This window comes from Streptomyces sp. NPDC059201 (genome assembly GCF_042754585.1).
GTDB lineage: Bacteria > Actinomycetota > Actinomycetes > Streptomycetales > Streptomycetaceae > Streptomyces.
Window position 1 is genome coordinate 388,124 of the sequence record NZ_JBHZBB010000002.1, and the last position, 16,807, is coordinate 404,930.

At 71.4% G+C, this 16,807-nt stretch carries 15 protein-coding genes; 8 read left to right on the forward strand and 7 right to left on the reverse strand.

Going from position 1 to position 16,807, the window contains the following annotated elements; all coding sequences use genetic code 11:
* Window positions 1–124 precede the first annotated feature (124 nt).
* From ACFXMG_RS07560 to ACFXMG_RS07575, 4 genes are all read right to left on the reverse strand, one after another.
* Window positions 125–1,486: a sensor histidine kinase gene (locus ACFXMG_RS07560; RefSeq protein ID WP_383828033.1), complete on the reverse strand. Its 1,362-nt coding sequence runs from the start codon at window positions 1,484–1,486 to the stop codon at window positions 125–127.
* A gap of 171 nt (window positions 1,487–1,657) precedes the next feature.
* Window positions 1,658–2,524 (reverse strand): DUF4429 domain-containing protein, encoded by an 867-nt coding sequence (locus ACFXMG_RS07565; protein WP_383828031.1) that lies wholly within the window; start codon window positions 2,522–2,524, stop codon window positions 1,658–1,660.
* Window positions 2,525–2,598: 74 nt separating this feature from the next.
* Window positions 2,599–3,813, reverse strand: coding sequence for an alpha/beta hydrolase (locus tag ACFXMG_RS07570; protein ID WP_383828029.1), 1,215 nt, complete (start codon window positions 3,811–3,813; stop codon window positions 2,599–2,601).
* 228 nt (window positions 3,814–4,041) lie between these two features.
* Complete coding sequence (locus ACFXMG_RS07575; protein WP_383828077.1) at window positions 4,042–4,710, reverse strand: TetR family transcriptional regulator; 669 nt, start codon at window positions 4,708–4,710, stop codon at window positions 4,042–4,044.
* Window positions 4,711–4,840: 130 nt separating this feature from the next.
* On the opposite strand from ACFXMG_RS07575, the gene ACFXMG_RS07580 reads away from it, so the two are divergent.
* Together ACFXMG_RS07580 and ACFXMG_RS07585 are read left to right on the forward strand one after the other, a co-directional pair.
* Window positions 4,841–6,463, forward strand: coding sequence for an MFS transporter (locus ACFXMG_RS07580; RefSeq protein WP_383828027.1), 1,623 nt, complete (start codon window positions 4,841–4,843; stop codon window positions 6,461–6,463).
* Between the two features lie 123 nt (window positions 6,464–6,586).
* Window positions 6,587–7,006: a peptidase inhibitor family I36 protein gene (locus ACFXMG_RS07585; RefSeq protein WP_383828025.1), complete on the forward strand. Its 420-nt coding sequence runs from the start codon at window positions 6,587–6,589 to the stop codon at window positions 7,004–7,006.
* On the opposite strand, the gene ACFXMG_RS07590 is transcribed toward ACFXMG_RS07585, so the two are convergent.
* Together ACFXMG_RS07590 and aceE are read right to left on the reverse strand one after the other, a co-directional pair.
* Complete coding sequence (locus ACFXMG_RS07590; RefSeq protein ID WP_383828023.1) at window positions 6,987–7,844, reverse strand: potassium channel family protein; 858 nt, start codon at window positions 7,842–7,844, stop codon at window positions 6,987–6,989. The genes ACFXMG_RS07585 and ACFXMG_RS07590 overlap by 20 nt on opposite strands.
* Before the next feature lie 138 nt (window positions 7,845–7,982).
* Window positions 7,983–10,715, reverse strand: a complete 2,733-nt coding sequence (gene aceE / locus ACFXMG_RS07595; RefSeq protein ID WP_383828021.1) for a pyruvate dehydrogenase (acetyl-transferring), homodimeric type — start codon at window positions 10,713–10,715, stop codon at window positions 7,983–7,985.
* Window positions 10,716–11,159: 444 nt separating this feature from the next.
* On the opposite strand from aceE, the gene ACFXMG_RS07600 reads away from it, so the two are divergent.
* From ACFXMG_RS07600 to ACFXMG_RS07625, 6 genes are all read left to right on the forward strand, one after another.
* Entirely contained in the window at window positions 11,160–11,582 is a 423-nt protein-coding gene (locus tag ACFXMG_RS07600) for a DUF3052 domain-containing protein (protein ID WP_030756477.1), read from the forward strand.
* Between the two features lie 187 nt (window positions 11,583–11,769).
* Window positions 11,770–12,228 carry a peroxiredoxin gene (locus tag ACFXMG_RS07605; RefSeq protein WP_383826073.1) on the forward strand — a complete coding sequence of 153 codons (459 nt, stop codon included), beginning with the start codon at window positions 11,770–11,772 and terminating at the stop codon, window positions 12,226–12,228.
* 153 nt (window positions 12,229–12,381) lie between these two features.
* Window positions 12,382–12,957: a TerD family protein gene (locus tag ACFXMG_RS07610; RefSeq protein ID WP_360311373.1), complete on the forward strand. Its 576-nt coding sequence runs from the start codon at window positions 12,382–12,384 to the stop codon at window positions 12,955–12,957.
* Window positions 12,958–13,102: 145 nt separating this feature from the next.
* Window positions 13,103–13,678: a TerD family protein gene (locus ACFXMG_RS07615; RefSeq protein WP_383826081.1), complete on the forward strand. Its 576-nt coding sequence runs from the start codon at window positions 13,103–13,105 to the stop codon at window positions 13,676–13,678.
* 29 nt (window positions 13,679–13,707) lie between these two features.
* Window positions 13,708–14,859, forward strand: coding sequence for a DUF475 domain-containing protein (locus ACFXMG_RS07620; RefSeq protein WP_383826069.1), 1,152 nt, complete (start codon window positions 13,708–13,710; stop codon window positions 14,857–14,859).
* A 147-nt stretch (window positions 14,860–15,006) separates the two neighbouring features.
* Window positions 15,007–15,744: a Tellurium resistance gene (locus ACFXMG_RS07625; protein WP_383826066.1), complete on the forward strand. Its 738-nt coding sequence runs from the start codon at window positions 15,007–15,009 to the stop codon at window positions 15,742–15,744.
* A gap of 38 nt (window positions 15,745–15,782) precedes the next feature.
* On the opposite strand, the gene ACFXMG_RS07630 is transcribed toward ACFXMG_RS07625, so the two are convergent.
* Window positions 15,783–16,700 carry a TerD family protein gene (locus ACFXMG_RS07630; protein ID WP_383826063.1) on the reverse strand — a complete coding sequence of 306 codons (918 nt, stop codon included), beginning with the start codon at window positions 16,698–16,700 and terminating at the stop codon, window positions 15,783–15,785.
* Window positions 16,701–16,807 lie beyond the last annotated feature (107 nt).

Sequence of the window (16,807 nt, forward strand, 5' to 3'; positions counted from 1 at the left end):
GCCGCCACGGCTCCGCCGTTGTCGTCCTCCTCCCCCTTGCGCTCGCACCCGCACCGGACGCGCGAGCCCTGCCCTCCGTTCGGGCGGCGCCGCTCTCCGGACAGGCACCAGGCCCTCGGGCCTGTCACGCCGCGTCCGTGCCCTCCGTGCCCTCCGCGCCCTCCGCGCCCTCTGTCCCGAGGGGGAGGTGAGCCGCGACCCGGAAGCCGCCGTCCGGGAGGGGGCCGGTGTCGAGGGTGCCGCCGGTCAGCCGCACCCGCTCCCGCATCCCCACCAGACCGTGCCCCGTGCCGGTGCTCTCCAGCGGCGAGACCGGCTCCGCGGCGGGCCCGTTGACCACCAGGACCATCAGCCGGCCGGACCCGTCCTCCCGCACCGACACCCGGGTCGGCGCGCCGGGCGCGTGGCGCACCACGTTGGCGAGCGCCTCCTGCACGATCCGGTACGCCGAGAGGCCGACGGCCTGCGGCACCTCGGTCCGCCCGTCCGCGAGCTCCGTGGCGAGCGCCAGCTCGGCCGGCAGCCCCGCCCGCACGGTCGCCTCCACCAACTGCTGGAGCCGGTCGAGTCCGGGCTGCGGGGCCCGCTCGCCCTCGCTGCCGTCGCTCCGGAGCACCGCGAGCAGCCGCCGCATCTCGGCCAGCGACTCCCGCGCGCTGCCCGCGATCGACGCGAACTCCTCCCGGGCCGCCTCCGGAAGCTCCGGGATGCGGTACGGAGCGGAGTCCGCCTGCACGGTGATCACCGACATGTGGTGGGCGACGACGTCGTGCAGCTCGCGCGCGATCCGGGCCCGCTCCTCCAGGAGCGTCCGGTGGGCCCGCTCGGCCTCGCTGATCGTCTCCTGCTCGGCGAGTCTTCGCTGCGCCTCGCTCCGCGCCCGTATCGAGGAGGTGAGCAGCAGCAGCACCCCGCTGAGCACGAACAGCAGCGTTGTGATGCCCGTGTCCCCGTACGGCCGCACGGTCTCCAGGAGATATCCGGCCGCGCCGGTCGCCAGCCACACCCCGATGAGGGTGCGGCGCGGCTCGCGCAGCCCGAGCGCGAGCATCAGGGCGCAGTACCCGACGACGACCGGCGGGGTCCACGGCCACAGCTGGGCACGCGGCCCCTCGGAGGCCATGAGGACGAGCGCCCCGGCGACGTCGGCGGGCAGCACGACCCACCACGCCTGGAGCGGCCGGGTGGCGGCGAGCAGCAGCGGCGCGGTCTGCGCGGTGGCGAGCGCCCCGGCGAGGGCGCCGGGCACGTCGTAGTCGTTGATGAGCAGATGGACGGTGACCGGGAGCAGGGAGGCGACGAGCGCGACCCCGAACCCGTACGGAAGCAGCCGCGTCCACCGCGAGGACGCGTCCCCGAAGAGTGCGGACCCGGGCGCGGCGGGCGAGGCGAAGGCGGCTTCCAGCGCCCGGACGGCCGTTCGCGACCAGTCCATCAGCCGCGCCGCGAGCCGCCGGGGCGCCGGCCGCTTCTCGATCACTTTCATGTCGAGTCAGCCTAGGTTCGCGGCCCGCTCCCGTCGTCGTACCAGGGGTGACAATCGCGGGTCAGACCCTGGTATGACGGCGCGCGACTTTCGTCGCGCGCCCCACCCGTCCCGCCCTGACGGGACACCGCCCACCCCGCCTGACGGGACACCGCCCGTCCCACCTGTCCGTCACAGCTCGGCGAGCAGTTCCGACTTCTTCGCCGTGAATTCCTCGTCCGTCACCAGGCCCGCCCGATGCAGTTCGCCGAGGTGCCGAATCCTTTCAGCGATGGCGCCGGGATCCCCGTGCGCCGCGCTGCGCGCCCCCGCGGGGACGGGGGCGCGGTCCTTGGCGCGGATCGCCGCGAGGACCGCCGCCGCGAACGGGAGGGAGTCGTGGACGGGGCCGTAGCCGAGTCCGAAGACGACCGACGCCGGGTCGTGGTCGGGCCGCTCCGCCCCGGGTGCGCCGCTCCGGGGGAGCAGCCGCAGGAACCCGCCGGGCGAGTCCGGCGTGCGCCACTCGACCCCGCTCAGCTCCCGTACCGAGAAGACCTGGTCGCCGGTCTTCCACTTCTCCGACGTGGCCATCGTCGACGACCAGCGGAAGGAGACCTCGGACGACCCGTCGAACGCCGCCTTGCCGTCGTACGCCTTGAAGGAGAGCGGCCCCTGCCCCGCCGCCACCAGGAAACCCGTGTCGAACGGGTCCGCCGGCTCGGCCGGGATCACCTCGGCCAGCGCGTCGCGCAGCCGGGCGGCGGCGTCCTCCCGGTCGGCGGCCAGCGCCAGCCGGTACGGGTCGCAGGCATCCTTCAGCTGCCCGCCGGCCGCCTCCATCAGCGGATCGACGCCCGGCCGCGGCACGGCGTGCAGGACGACGGTGCCGCGCCTGCCCGGCGCGAGCGTCGCCGACGCCAGCGCCTCGTACGGCACGCGTCGCTCGCGCAGCGCCTGGAACAGCCTCGGCGTACGGATCCCCCGTTCGAAGCGGATGACAAGTGCGTCGCTCTCCAGCTCCCAGGTGGCATGAATTCCGGCCAGCACATCACCCATGCGCCTCATCGTAAGCGTCGCGTGGCCGTGCGTCGCCCCTCGGAACTGTCAGGAAATTCCGTGATCTACGCGCGTCAGAGCACCGTGCCGCCGGAGATTCCCCCGCGGCAAGCGCTGTCGGCACGTGCGCAGACGATCCTCCCGAAGGCCCCGGCGCCTATCGCCGCGAAGTTGCCGAGGCTCTCCGTGCCCGGCTCGAAATACCCGCTGTGCCCGGCCGCCCCGGCCGCCGATACCAGCCGCGCCCCGAACTCCGGCGCCACCGGGTCCGCCCCGTGCCCGACCCCGCCGAACTCCAGGTGGGGGATGTCCGCGATCCAGTCCTCGGCGTCCCGCATCGCCCAGATCCGCGCCCGGGTGCCCAGCTCGGCGGCCGTCTCCACCCGCATCCCGGGGCTGCCGGCCACCGCCAGGTCGGTCACCCGCTCCGGCAGCCGGGGCGCGGCGACCCCGCAGAGCACGGAGCCGTAGCTGTGGCAGAAGAGCGCCACCCGCGCCGTCCCCGGCAGGCCCTCGGCGAGCCGGACGAGCCGGTCGGCGCCCGACGTGGCGAGCCGGCCGGTCGCCGCGTCCACGCCCACGCGGGCGGGCGCGGTGTAGCCGGCCCAGGCGATGACGGCGACCCGGGTGTCGGGCGCGGTGCGCCGCTCGGCCTCGTACAGGGCGCGTGCCATGCCGACGGGGGCCGTGTACCGCCCGTGGGTCTTCTGGAAGGTCAGGAGGTGGGTGTCGACGCCGGGCACGACCACCGACACCCGCCGGGCCCGCTCCAGATCGCCCAGCACCTCGGCCGCCCGCCCCGTGCCGGTCGGGTCGAACGCGAGGATCTTGCGGCCGGGCTCCATCAGCGAGACGAGGCGGTCCACCCGCCGGCGGGCCTCGTGCCGGCCCTCGGCGGAGAGCCGGGGGTCGTCGAGGCGGGGCCGTTCGGCCGCCAGCGTGTGGGTGAGGCCGATCCGGTTGGCGCGGTAGCGCAGCGACGGCGGCGCCCCGTCGAGATTGCCGACGACGAACGGATGCCGCACGGCGAGGCTCTCGGCGCGGGCCGGCCCGAGGGCGGCGAACCAGGCCGCGACCGTACGGGGCGGGGCGGTGGCCGGATCCGGCGGCGGGGCATCGCCGATCCGCTCCCGCGCCCAGGAGGCCAGCGCGGCCTCCATGGACGGCCCGGGCACCGGCCGGTGCCGGATGGCGGTCCACCCGGTGGTGGCCAGGATCACGAGGACGACGCCCAGCACGAGGAGCGTGCGCAGGACGGCGAGGGACGGCGGGACATCGGCGGAGGTCACGGGCGCACACCCTAGACGCCCAAGATGACGAACCCGGCCCGCCGGACCCCGGAGCCGGACCCTCCGCGAGGCCCTCGGCCCGCCCGCGGGCCTGCCGTGAACCCGACCACGCGCCCGCCGCGAAATCGGGTCTGAGCCCGGCCGCGAGCGCACCGCACATCCGGCCTGAACCCCCGTCAGCGAGCCCGGAGGAGCCTCCTGGCCGCGACCCCGACCGGGTGGGGCATCTCACGCGCGCGCGTGCGGCTCCCGCCAGTGCAGGGAGAGTGCCGGGCCCAGGTGGTCCAGGTACCACTCGGTGAGGGCGCGGATCCCCTCCAGGGTGCGCTCAGGGCCCTTGCCCCACATCTGACTGGTGACCCGCATCACGCCGCTGAAGGCGGCCACCGCGATCCGGGGCCGCGGGTCGGCGTCCACGTCGAGCCCCTCGCGGCGGGCGATGAGCCGGGCGATGGTCTCCTCCATCTCGCTGGACCGGCGCAGGTGCGCGGCGAGCAGCGCGGGCGTCGACTCGATCATGAAGAAGGTCTTCAGGTACAGCTCGACGGGGACGACCTCGTCGATCGCCTCGCCCACGCCGTCCCACGCGGCGAGCACGGCGTTGCGCAGCGCGTCGAAGGGGCCCTCCTCGGGCGGGCGCACGGCGAGGGCCCGGAGGAACTCCTCCTCCACCATCCGCTGGACCGCGAAGGCGACCTCCTCCTTGGAGGCGAAGTAGCGGAAGAAGGTGCGCTGGGAGACCTCCACCGCCTCGACGATCTCGTCGACGGTGGTCCCCTCGTACCCCTGGGTGGTGAAGAGCTCCAGGGCCACCCGGATGAGCGCGTCGCGCGTGCGCTGCTTCTTCCGCTCGCGCAGGCCGGGCGGGCCGGGCGCGGTCGGTCCGGGCGCGGACACGGTCAACGGAGTCTCTTTTCGGCCGTTTACGGGATGTTCTTCCTGCTCAGCGTACCTGTGAGCTACGTGACAGTTACCGACGTGTGAATCACTTTGTCAATTGTCAGTGGCTGTCATTAGCCTCTTTCTCATGACTAGTCAGACCACCGTGGAAAAGGCCCCGTACGGCCAGGGGGGCGTCCGGGAGCCAGGTCCGGTCCCGGCGAAGGGCCTGCGCGGCCACCCCTGGCTGACCCTGTTCGCCGTCGCGGCCGGCGTGATGATGGTGGCGCTCGACGGCACGATCGTGGCCATCGCCAACCCCGCCATCCAGGCCGACCTCGGCGCCTCCCTGGACCAGCTCCAGTGGATCACCAACGGCTACCTGCTCGCGCTCGCCGTCGCCCTGATCACGGCCGGCAAGCTCGGTGACCGCTTCGGCCACCGCCAGACCTTCCTCATAGGCATCGCGGGCTTCGCCGCCGCCTCCGGCGCGATCGGCCTCTCCGACTCGATCGCCTTCGTCATCGGCTTCCGCGTGCTCCAGGGCCTCTTCGGCGCCCTGCTCATGCCGGCCGCGCTCGGCCTGCTGCGCGCCACCTTCCCCGCCGAGAAGCTGAACATGGCCATCGGCATCTGGGGCATGGTGATCGGCGCGTCCACGGCGGGCGGCCCGATCCTCGGCGGCTTCCTCGTCGAGCACGTCAGCTGGCAGTCCGTCTTCTTCATCAACGTGCCGGTCGGCGTGCTCGCCCTCGCGCTCGGTCTGATCATCCTGAGGGACCACCGCGCCGAGAACGCGCCGCGTTCCTTCGACGTCCCCGGCATCGTGCTGCTCTCCGGCGCGATGGGCCTGCTCGTCTGGAGCCTCATCAAGGCCGGCGCGGACTGGGGCTGGACCAGCGGCAACACCTGGGGCTGCCTGATCGGCTCGATCGTCCTCTTCGCCGTCTTCGCCGTCTGGGAGACGAAGGTCAGGGAGCCGCTCATCCCGCTCGCCATGTTCCGCTCCGTGCCGCTCTCGGCCGGTGTCGTGCTCATGGTCCTGATGGCCTTCGCCTTCATGGGCGGCCTCTTCTTCGTCACGTTTTACCTGCAAGGCGTGAAGGGGCTCGGCCCGATCGACGCCGGTCTGCGGCTGCTCCCGCTGACCGCGATGATGATCGTCTCCTCGCCGCTGGCCGGCGCGCTTATCACCAAGTTCGGCCCGCGGGTGCCGCTGGTCGGCGGCATGGTCTGCACGGCCGCCGCGATGTTCGGCATGATCTCGCTCTCGGACGGTACGAGCACGCTGACGATGTCCCTCTGGTTCGCCCTCCTCGGCCTGGGCCTCGCCCCGGTCATGGTCGGCGCCACCGAGGTCATCGTCGGCAACGCCCCGCTGGAGCTCTCCGGCGTCGCCGGCGGTCTCCAGCAGGCCGCCATGCAGGTCGGCGGCGCGCTCGGCACCGCGGTGCTCGGCGCGGTCATGTCCTCCAAGGTCTCCGGCGTCTTCGCGGAGAACTGGAAGGAGGCCGGCATCCCGGTCCCGGTCGACCCGCGGCTTGAGGAGGCCGCCGAGTTCGGCATGGCTCCGGAGGCGATGAGGCAGGCGCCCGGCATGACCCCGGACCTCTTCGCCAAGATCGCCGACGTCATCCACGACACCTTCCTCCAGGGCATGGGCCTCGCCTTCACCGTCGCCGGTGTCGTCGCCGTGGTCGCGGCCCTGGTCGCCACGCTCACCAAGCGCGGCGAGAACGCGGAGGCCGGCATGGGCGGCGGCCACATCTGACCCTGAGGTTCCCTAGGGGGCCGTCACCCGTTCGAAGGAACGGGGGCGGCCCCTCTTCCGTTCGGAGGGTCACCTCGTCCATGCTCGTGATTACAGAGAGTGACGACATGGGGGTTGATCTGCATGAACGCAAAGGTGACAGCCGTGCTCGCGGGGATGGCGGTACTGCTCCTGGCCGCCCTCCCGGCCACAGCCGCCCCGCCGAAACCGCCCACACCGCCCACGCCACCCGCTCAGGCCGCACCGGCTGCCGGGACCGCGCTCGGGGCCTGCGGACCGGGGCGGCTCTGCCTCTGGCCGAAGCCCGACTTCAAGGGCAAGCCGTGGACGTACGAACTGGCGACGACGGACCTCGACAGCTGCGTCGCCCTCCCGGCCGGGGCCTCGGCCCAGTCGCTGGCCGTCCGCACCGGCCGGCCGGTCACGACGTACCAGTCGGCGGAGTGCGCGGAGACGGGCGAGTTCGAGACCTACCCGGGCCGGGGCACGTGGGTCCCGCAGACCCCCTACGAGGTCAGAGCCCTCAAGCTCTGGGAGCGCTAGCCGCCCCCGCCCCGGACACGGTCTCCGGTACGCCCTCCGGCACGGCCTCCAGGGCGGTCTCCGGTACGCCCTCCAGGACGCCCTGTGGCGCGCCCTGCGGCGGCACCGGGGCCGAGAGCCGGGCGACCTCGGCGCGGAGCTCGCGGACCTCCCTGGTCAGGGTCTCCAGGAGCTCCGTCTGCCGGCGCTCCACCGCGTCGTCCCGCTCGAAGCGGGCGATGAACCAGGCCGCGATGTTGGCGGTCACCACACCCAGCAGGGCGATGCCCGAGAGCATCAGCCCGACCGCGAGCACCCGCCCGAGCCCCGTCGTCGGCGCGTGGTCGCCGTAGCCGACCGTCGTCATCGTGGTGAAGGACCACCACACCGCGTCGCCCAGGGTCTTGATGTTGCCGTCCGGCGCGTCCCGCTCGACGTGCAGCACCGCCAGCGACCCGAACATCATCAGCCCGACCACCGCGCCCGCCACATAGGTGGTGAGCGTTATCTGCGGGGCCATCCGGGCCCGCCGGCCCACGAGGAGGAGCGTGGAGACCAACCGCAGCAGCCGCAGCGGCTGCACCAGCGGCAGCAGCACGGCGAGGAGATCGAGGGGGTGGGAGCGGACGAAGGCCCAGCGTGCCGGGGCGAGACAGAGCCGGACGAGGTAGTCCAGGGCGAAGGCGCCCCACACCACCCACTCCACGTAGTGGCACAGCCGGTGCACCCGCGGGTCGGCGCCGGGCGCCACGATCGGCACGGCGTACGCGACGCCGAAGGCCACCGCGAGCACCAGCAGCGGGGTCTGGGTGCGCTCTTCCCAGCGGGCGTGCGGGGGGCGCTCCTTCTTCACGGACATGCGGGGCATCGTAAGGAATGCCGAGGGGGCGGCGGGACTGCCGGTCCCACCGCCCCCACCAGGAGCTACGCCCCACCAGGAGCTACGCCCCACGAGGCGCACACGCCCCGCCAGGCGCACACGCCCCGCCAGGGTCCGTCAGGCGTCGCCGCCCGCCGGGCCGGGGTCGGCGGCGGCCACGTCCAGGAGCTGGTAGCGGTCCACCGCCTGCTTCAGGACCGCGCGGTCCACCTTGCCCGCGCGGGCCAGCTCGGTCAGCACCCCGAGCACGACCGACTGGGCGTCGATGTGGAAGTACCTGCGGGCGGCGCCGCGGGTGTCCGCGAAACCGAAACCGTCCGCACCGAGGGAGGTGTACGAACCCGGGATCCAGCGGGAGATCTGGTCCGGCACCGCGCGCATCCAGTCCGAGACCGCCACGAAGGGGCCCTCGGCGGACTGGAGCTTGCGGGTGACGTACGGGACGCGCTGCTCCTCGTCCGGGTGGAGCAGGTTGTGCTCCTCGACCGCCACCGCCTCGCGGCGCAGCTCGTTCCAGGAGGTCGCGGACCAGACGTCGGCCCTGACGTTCCACTCCTCGGCGAGGATCCGCTGCGCCTCGATCGCCCACGGCACGGAGACGCCGGAGGCCATGATCTGCGCCGGGATCGCGCCCGCCTCGGCGCGCTTGAAGAGGTGGATGCCCTGGAGGATGCCCTCCACGTCCACGTCCTCCGGCTCGGCGGGGTGCTGGATCGGCTCGTTGTAGACCGTCAGGTAGTAGAAGACGTCCTCCGCCTGGGGGCCGTACATCCGGCGCAGACCGTCCTTGACGATGTGCGCGATCTCGAAACCGAACGCCGGGTCGTAGGCGAGGCACGCCGGGTTCGTCGAAGCGAGGAGGTGCGAGTGTCCGTCCGCGTGCTGGAGGCCCTCGCCGGTCAGCGTGGTGCGGCCGGCGGTGGCGCCCAGGACGAAGCCGCGCGCGAGCTGGTCGGCCATCTGCCAGAACTGGTCGCCGGTCCGCTGGAAACCGAACATCGAGTAGAAGACGTAGACCGGGATCAGCGGCTCGCCGTGGGTGGCGTAGGCCGAGCCGGCGGCGATCAGCGAGGCCGTGCAGCCGGCCTCGGAGATGCCGTCGTGCAGCATCTGGCCGGTCGGGGACTCCTTGTAGGCGAGGAGGAGTTCGCGGTCCACCGCCTCGTACTGCTGCCCCAGCGGGTTGTAGATCTTGGCGCTCGGGAAGAAGGAGTCCATGCCGAAGGTGCGGTACTCGTCCGGCGCGATCAGCACGAAGCGCTTGCCGATCTCCTTGTCCCGCATCAGGTCCTTCAGCAGCCGGACGAAGGCCATCGTGGTGGCGATCGACTGCTGGCCCGAGCCCTTGCGGACCGCCGCGTAGGCCGCGTCGTCCGGCAGGGCCAGCGGCCGGGACCGCACGACGCGGGTGGGCACGTAGCCGCCGAGCCCGCTGCGGCGGTCGTGCATGTACTGGATCTCCTCGGAGTCCCGGCCCGGGTGGTAGTACGGCGGCAGGCCGGACTCCAGCTCCTTGTCGGTCACCGGGATGTGCAGCCGGTCCCGGAAGCGCTTGAGGTCGTCGACCGTCAGCTTCTTCATCTGGTGGGTGGCGTTGCGGCCCTCGAAGTTGGGGCCGAGGGTCCAGCCCTTGACGGTCTGGGCCAGGATCACCGTCGGCTGGCCCTTGTGGGCCTTGGCCGCCGCGTAGGCCGCGTAGATCTTCTTGTGGTCGTGACCGCCGCGCCCCAGGTGGAGGATCTGCTGGTCCGACATGGACTCGACCATCGCCCGCAGCCGGTGGTCGTCGCCGAAGAAGTGGTCGCGGATGTACGCGCCGGTCTCCGTGGCGTACGTCTGGAACTGCCCGTCCGGCGTGGTGTTCAGCCGGTTCACCAGGATGCCGTCGCGGTCCTGCGCGAGCAGCGGGTCCCAGGAGCGGTCCCAGATCAGCTTGATGACGTTCCAGCCGTTGCCCCGGAAGATCGACTCCAGCTCCTGGATGATCTTGCCGTTGCCGCGGACCGGGCCGTCGAGCCGCTGGAGGTTGCAGTTGACGACGAAGGTGAGGTTGTCGAGGCCCTCGCGGGCCGCGATGGAGAGCTGGCCGAGCGACTCGACCTCGTCCATCTCGCCGTCGCCGAGGAAGGCCCACACGTGCGACTTGGTGGTGTCGGCGATCCCGCGCGCCTCCATGTACCGGTTCATCCGGGCCTGGTAGATCGCGCCGAGCGGGCCGAGGCCCATCGACACCGTCGGGAACTCCCAGAAGTCCGGCATCAGCCGCGGATGCGGGTACGAGGACAGCCCGTTCGGGTACTTCGACTTCTCCTGGCGGAAGCCGTCGAGCTGGGTCGCGGTCAGCCGGTCGAGCAGGAAGGCGCGGGCGTAGATGCCGGGGGAGGCGTGGCCCTGGAAGAAGATCTGGTCGCCGCCGTCACCCTCGTCCTTGCCCCGGAAGAAGTGGTTGAAGCCCACGTCGTAGAGGGAGGCCGAGGAGGCGAAGGTGGCGATGTGGCCGCCGACGCCGATGCCCGGACGCTGGGCGCGCGAGACCATCACGGCCGCGTTCCACCGGGTGGCGTTGAGGACCTTGCGCTCGATCTCCTCGTTGCCGGGGAAGAAGGGCTCGTCCCTGGTGGCGATGGTGTTGACGTAGTCCGTGCTGCGCATCTCGGGCACGGCCACCCGCTTCTCGCGGGCACGCTCGATCAGCCGGAGCATCAGGTAGCGGGCCCGCTCACGGCCCCGCTCGTCGACCGCCGCGTCGAGGGAGTCGAGCCACTCCTGGGTCTCTTCCGGGTCGAAGTCCGGGACCTGGCTGGGAAGGCCGCCAATGATGATCGGGTTGCGATCGGATCCGGGAGCCACGCTGTTCCTTCGCTGGTCGGGGGGAGCCCCAGGAGGGAGGGGAGCCCCGTGGAGGCCGGGATGTCCGAGGCCGGGGACGTCCATCGTGTACCCGGCTCGCGGCGCACGTCATCTTTACCGAGAGGTGAATCTCCCCGCGCCCTCCCCGCGCGAGGGGTGTGGTCAAATCGCAACCTTACGCCCAATCCGCGCATGCGTTCCGGCAATGCGTTCGGCAGACTGAAACCGCAGAAGCCCGCCAAGCGGGACGAATCGTGCATCCCTGATCACGGAGAGCTGTCGAAAGTCGCCGGAAGTTGCGGTGAGACAGCCCCAAACGTCACCGTTTCGGCGGTCTCCACGGCCGGGTACTTGCGCGATCCGCCCCGTCACGTGTGGACTACGGCCAGCGCCGCGCACCTACGCGGCCCGAGCATTTTCCGATACATGATCAGGAGGCAAGCCGTGAGCGCGACCGCGGACCACGCGGAGGAGCGGACCAACCCGGCGGCGAGGCTGGGGTTCGAGCCCGGACAGGTGGTCCAGGAGATCGGCTACGACGACGACGTCGACCAGGATCTCCGCGAAGGCATCGAGTCCACCATCGGCCAGGAGCTCGTGGACGAGGAATACGACGACGTCGCCGACGCCGTCGTCCTCTGGTTCCGTGACGAGGACGGTGATCTCACCGACAGCCTGGTGGACAGCATCGGTCTGCTGGAGGACGGAGGCAACATCTGGTTGCTGACGCCGAAGACCGGCCGCGACGGCTACATCGAGCCGAGCGACATCAACGATGCCGCGCAGACCGCTGGTCTCTCCCAGACCAAGAGCATCAGCGTCGCCAAGGACTGGACGGGCACCCGCCTGGCCGCTCCCAAGCGCTGATCCCCTGCCGCGCGAGAGCCCCCGCCGTCGCCACGGCGGGGGCTCTCGCGCACCCTGAGGCCCCCTGACGCCGCCCCCACGCCGCCTGGCGGCCGCTTCGGGATCGGGGACGCCGCCGGCCAGGCCGTAGGGTGGGGTTCACCGGTTCGGCCCAGGGGCCGGGCCCCGTCGAAGGGATGCGTACGCGATGGCGATCGAGGTCGGCACCAAGGCCCCCGATTTCGAGCTCAAGGACAACCACGGGCGCACCGTGAGGCTCTCCGACTTCCACGGCGAGAAGAACGTGGTGCTGCTCTTCTACCCCTTCGCCTTCACCGGCGTGTGCACCGGCGAGCTGTGCGAGCTCCGTGACAACCTGCCGAAGTTCGTCAACGACGACACGCAGCTGCTCGCGGTCTCCAACGACTCCATCCACACCCTGCGCGTCTTCGCCGAGCAGGAGGGCCTGGAGTACCCGCTGCTCTCCGACTTCTGGAAGCACGGCGACGCCTCCCGCGCCTACGGCGTCTTCGACGAGGAGAAGGGCTGCGCCGTCCGTGGCACCTTCATCATCGACAAGGACGGCGTCGTCCGCTGGACGGTCGTCAACGGCCTGCCGGACGCCCGCGACCTCGACGCGTACGTGAAGGCCCTCGAAACCCTCTGAGCGGGACCCGGAATCGACGGCGTCCGCCGACACCCCCCGATTCCCCGGGCGAATCGTCTGTTTCGACTGGGAACCCGTCACTAGGATCCAGTCGTTGATCCGATGCCAACGCACGACTGGGGGCGCTGCCCCTGGAAACCAATGGAGGGACTCGTGGGAGTCAGCCTCAGCAAGGGCGGCAACGTCTCGCTGACCAAGGAGGCCCCTGGCCTCACCGCCGTGACCGTCGGTCTGGGCTGGGACGTCCGCACCACCACCGGTACGGACTTCGACCTCGACGCCAGCGCCATCCTGGTGAGCGAGGCCGGCAAGGTGCGCAACGACCAGGACTTCGTCTTCTTCAACAACCTCAAGAGCGCCGACGGTTCCGTCGAGCACACCGGTGACAACCTCACCGGTGAGGGCGAGGGCGACGACGAGCAGGTCAAGGTCAACCTGGCCGGCGTCCCCGCCGACGTGTCCAAGATCGTCTTCCCGGTGTCCATCTACGACGCCGAGAACCGCCAGCAGTCCTTCGGCCAGGTGCGCAACGCGTTCATCCGCGTCGTGAACCAGGCCGGCGGCGCCGAGATCGCCCGGTACGACCTCTCCGAGGACGCCTCGACCGAGACCGCCATGGTCTTCGGCGAGCTGTACCGCCACGGCGCGGAGTGGAAGTTCCGCGCGGTCGGCCAGGGTTACGCCTCGGGCCTGCGCGGCATCGCGCAGGACTTCGGCGTCAACGTCTGAGCCGCACCACCCTCAGGGCCGTCCGGTCCGGGCCGCCGAGGCCCGGGGCCGGACCCCGCTCGACCGACGTCCGGCGCCGCACCTTCTCGTGCGGCGCCGGACGTGCCTGATGGCAGCAGCATCCACCGGGGAGGAACCGAACACCATGGGCGTCACGCTCGCCAAGGGAGGCAACGTCTCCCTCTCCAAGGCCGCACCCAACCTCACCAAGGTCCTCGTGGGCCTCGGCTGGGACGCGCGGTCCACCACCGGAGCCCCCTTCGACCTCGACGCCAGCGCCCTGATGTGCCAGGCCGGCCGGGTCCTCGGCGACGAGTACTTCGTCTTCTACAACCAGCTGCGCAGCCCCGAGGGTTCGGTCGAGCACACCGGTGACAACCTCACCGGAGAGGGCGACGGCGACGACGAGTCGCTCGTCGTCGACCTCACCCGCGTCCCGCCCCAGTGCGACAAGATCGTCTTCCCGGTCTCCATCCACGACGCCGACAACCGCGGCCAGACCTTCGGTCAGGTCAGCAACGCCTTCATCCGCGTGGTGAACCAGGCGGACGGTCAGGAACTGGCCCGCTACGACCTCTCCGAGGACGCCTCCACCGAGACCGCGATGATCTTCGGCGAGCTCTACCGCTACAACGGCGAATGGAAGTTCCGCGCGGTCGGCCAGGGGTACGCGTCCGGGCTCCGGGGCATCGCTCTAGACTTCGGGGTCAACGTTTCGTAAAGCCGCGTTATCACACAATGGGGTAGGCAGTGGTTCTGAAAACCTTCGGCTGGTCGTTCGCGATCACCGCGCTCGGCCTGGTCGCCGCGGTGCTCTACGGGGGGTGGGAGGCGTTCGGGATCGTCGCGATCCTCTGCATCCTCGAGATCTCGCTCTCCTTCGACAACGCGGTGGTCAACGCCGGAATCCTGAAGAAGATGAATGCCTTCTGGCAGAAGATCTTCCTCACCATCGGCATTCTGATCGCCGTCTTCGGAATGCGCCTGGTCTTCCCCGTCCTGATCGTCGCGGTCAGCGCCAAGGTCGGTCCGATCGAAGCCGTCGACCTCGCGCTCAACGACGCCGACCGCTACCAGGAACTGGTCACCGACGCGCACCCGTCGATCGCCGCCTTCGGTGGCATGTTCCTTCTGATGATCTTCCTCGACTTCATCTTCGAGGACCGTGACATCCAGTGGCTGCGCTGGATCGAGCGCCCGCTGGCCAAGCTCGGCAAGGTCGACATGCTGTCGGTCTGCATCGCGCTGATCGTCCTGCTCGTCACCGCGATGACCTTCGCGACCCAGGCCCACCAGCACGGCGGCGCTCACGTCGACAAGGCGCAGACGGTCCTCATCTCCGGCGTCGCCGGCCTCATCACGTACCTCGTCGTCGGCGGTCTCTCCGGCTTCTTCGAGGGCAAGCTGGAGGAGGAGGAAGAGCGCGAGCACGAGGCCGAGGAAGCGGCCAAGCGCAGCGGCAAGAAGGTCTCCGCGATCCAGCTGGCCGGCAAGGCCGCCTTCTTCATGTTCCTCTACCTGGAGGTCCTCGACGCCTCCTTCTCCTTCGACGGTGTCATCGGCGCCTTCGCCGTCACCAACGACATCGTCCTGATGGCCCTCGGCCTCGGCGTCGGTGCCATGTACGTCCGGTCCCTCACGGTCTACCTGGTCAAGCAGGGCACCCTGGACGACTACGTGTACCTGGAGCACGGCGCCCACTACGCCATCGGCGCCCTCGCCGTCCTCCTCCTGGTCACCATCCAGCACGAGATCCCCGAGGTCATCACCGGCTCCATCGGCGTCATCCTGATCGCCTGGTCCTTCTGGTCCTCCGTCCGCCGCAACCGCGCGCTGGCGGCGGCAGAGGGCGGCTCGGGCGGCTCCTCGGGGGACAAGGCCGAGGTGAGCTCCGGGGTGTGACACCCTGCTCCCCGGTGTGCGCCCCGCCACGGGGTGTGACCCGGGGGACAATGAGGAACGCTTCCCTGCGGGGCGGCCGGTATGCCCGGCCGCCCCGCAGGCGTGTGGCGGGCGGGCAAGGCGACCGATGTGGGGGGTGGGGGCCCGATGGCCTTCTGGGAGAACCTGATTCCGGGACGCGCGGCGTCCTTCGACACCGGTATGGGCGCGTCCCACACCATCGACCTGACCAGGCGCCGCCCCTCGGTCTCGCTCGCCAAACAGGGCGGCGCCACCGGCAACCTCCGGGTCAACCTCTCCTGGCGGATGCGGACCTCCGACATCGAGGGCCGCTCCCGGCAGAGCGGCCGGCTGCTGCGCAACCCCGCCCAGTTCTTCAAGCCCGAGGTCGTCCAGGCCCACACCCAGGGCATGGTCAACGTCGACCTCGACCTGGGCTGCCTGTACGAGCTCAAGGACGGCAGCAAGGGCGTGGTGCAGCCGCTCGGCGGCTTCTTCGGCGACCTCAACGCCGCCCCGTACGTGAAGCTCAGCGGCGACGACCGGTTCGGCGCCCCCTCCGGGGAGACGATCTTCGTCAATCTCGACCACAAGGACGAGATCAAGCGGCTGCTCTTCTTCGCGTACATCTACGACCAGACCCCGGCCTTCGACCGGACCCACGCCAAGATCACGCTGTATCCGAGCAACGGCCCCCGGATCGAGATAGAGCTCGACGAGCGCGCCCCGCAGGCCCGCTCCTGCGCCGTCTTCTCCGTGGACAACAGCAAGGACGAGCTGCTCGTCCGGCGCGAGGTGCGGTTCGTCTACGGCTTCCAGGCCGAGCTGGACCGCCTCTACGGCTGGGGCCTCCAGTGGGGCCGCGGCTACAAGACCAAGACGTGACGGCGGCCCTCAGCGGCTTACCGGGGGCCGCCCGGCCGTCACCGGTGCTGGAACTGCGGCCCCATCGGGGGCATCCGGAACTCCGGGACCGGCTCGGGCCCGCCCGAGGCGTGCACCGGCTGCGGATAGCCGTACGAGGGCCCAGGACCCGGCACCGGCTCCTGCGGGTAGCCGTAGGCCGGCGCCCGGTCGGGCCGGGGCGGCACGGGCGGCGACGGCGGTACGGGGGTGTGGACGACGGTCGCGTCGAGGTCCGAAGGCGCGGCGGAGCCCGTACCGGCCCCGTCGGCGGCCCCGGCGTCGATCAGCGCGGTCTCGGCGAGCGAGGCGCCCCCGGAGTCCCCGGAAGCCCCAGAGGCCGCTCCGGCCCCCGCGGAGGCCCCTTCGGCGGCCGCCCCGGGGTCCTCGTCCACCGAGATGCCGAAGTCCGTCGCCAGGCCCACCAGGCCGGTCGGATAGCCCTGCCCGACCGCGCGGAACTTCCACGCGTCGCCCCGGCGGTACAGCTCGCCGCAGATGACCGCGGTCTCCTCGCCGGTCTCCGCCGTCACGTCGAAGCGCGCCAGCGGCTCCCGATCGGGCGCGGCCGTGGCGTCGTACAGGTAGATCCGCAGGTCGGTGACCGAGCGGAAGGTGCCGCCGTCCGAGGAGGCCGCGAGCACCACCCGGTCGATCGAGGGGTCGAGCGCGGAGAGATCGGCCTCGACCGTGTCCGTCAGCCCCTCGGCCACCCGCTTCTTCGGCAGCCGCCGCACCAGCCCCGAGGGGTGGCGCGGCTGGTTGTAGAAGACGAAGTCCTCGTCGGAGCGGACTCGCCCGTCGGGACCGAGGACCAGGGCCGAGGCGTCCACGTCGGGGACCCCGGGGCCCGGGGTCCAGCGGAGCACGGCCCGTACGGCCGCGGTGTCGAGAGGGACGTTGGAGCCCTTCAGCATCGCGTGCGTCATGACGGCCATCCTGCCCTCCTGCCCGACCGGGGGACAACGCGGGGGCACCACGGGTAGCGGAGCGGCTCCCCCCGGTGGCCCGGCCCGCCGCGCGCGACCGGCGGTACCGGAGTCGT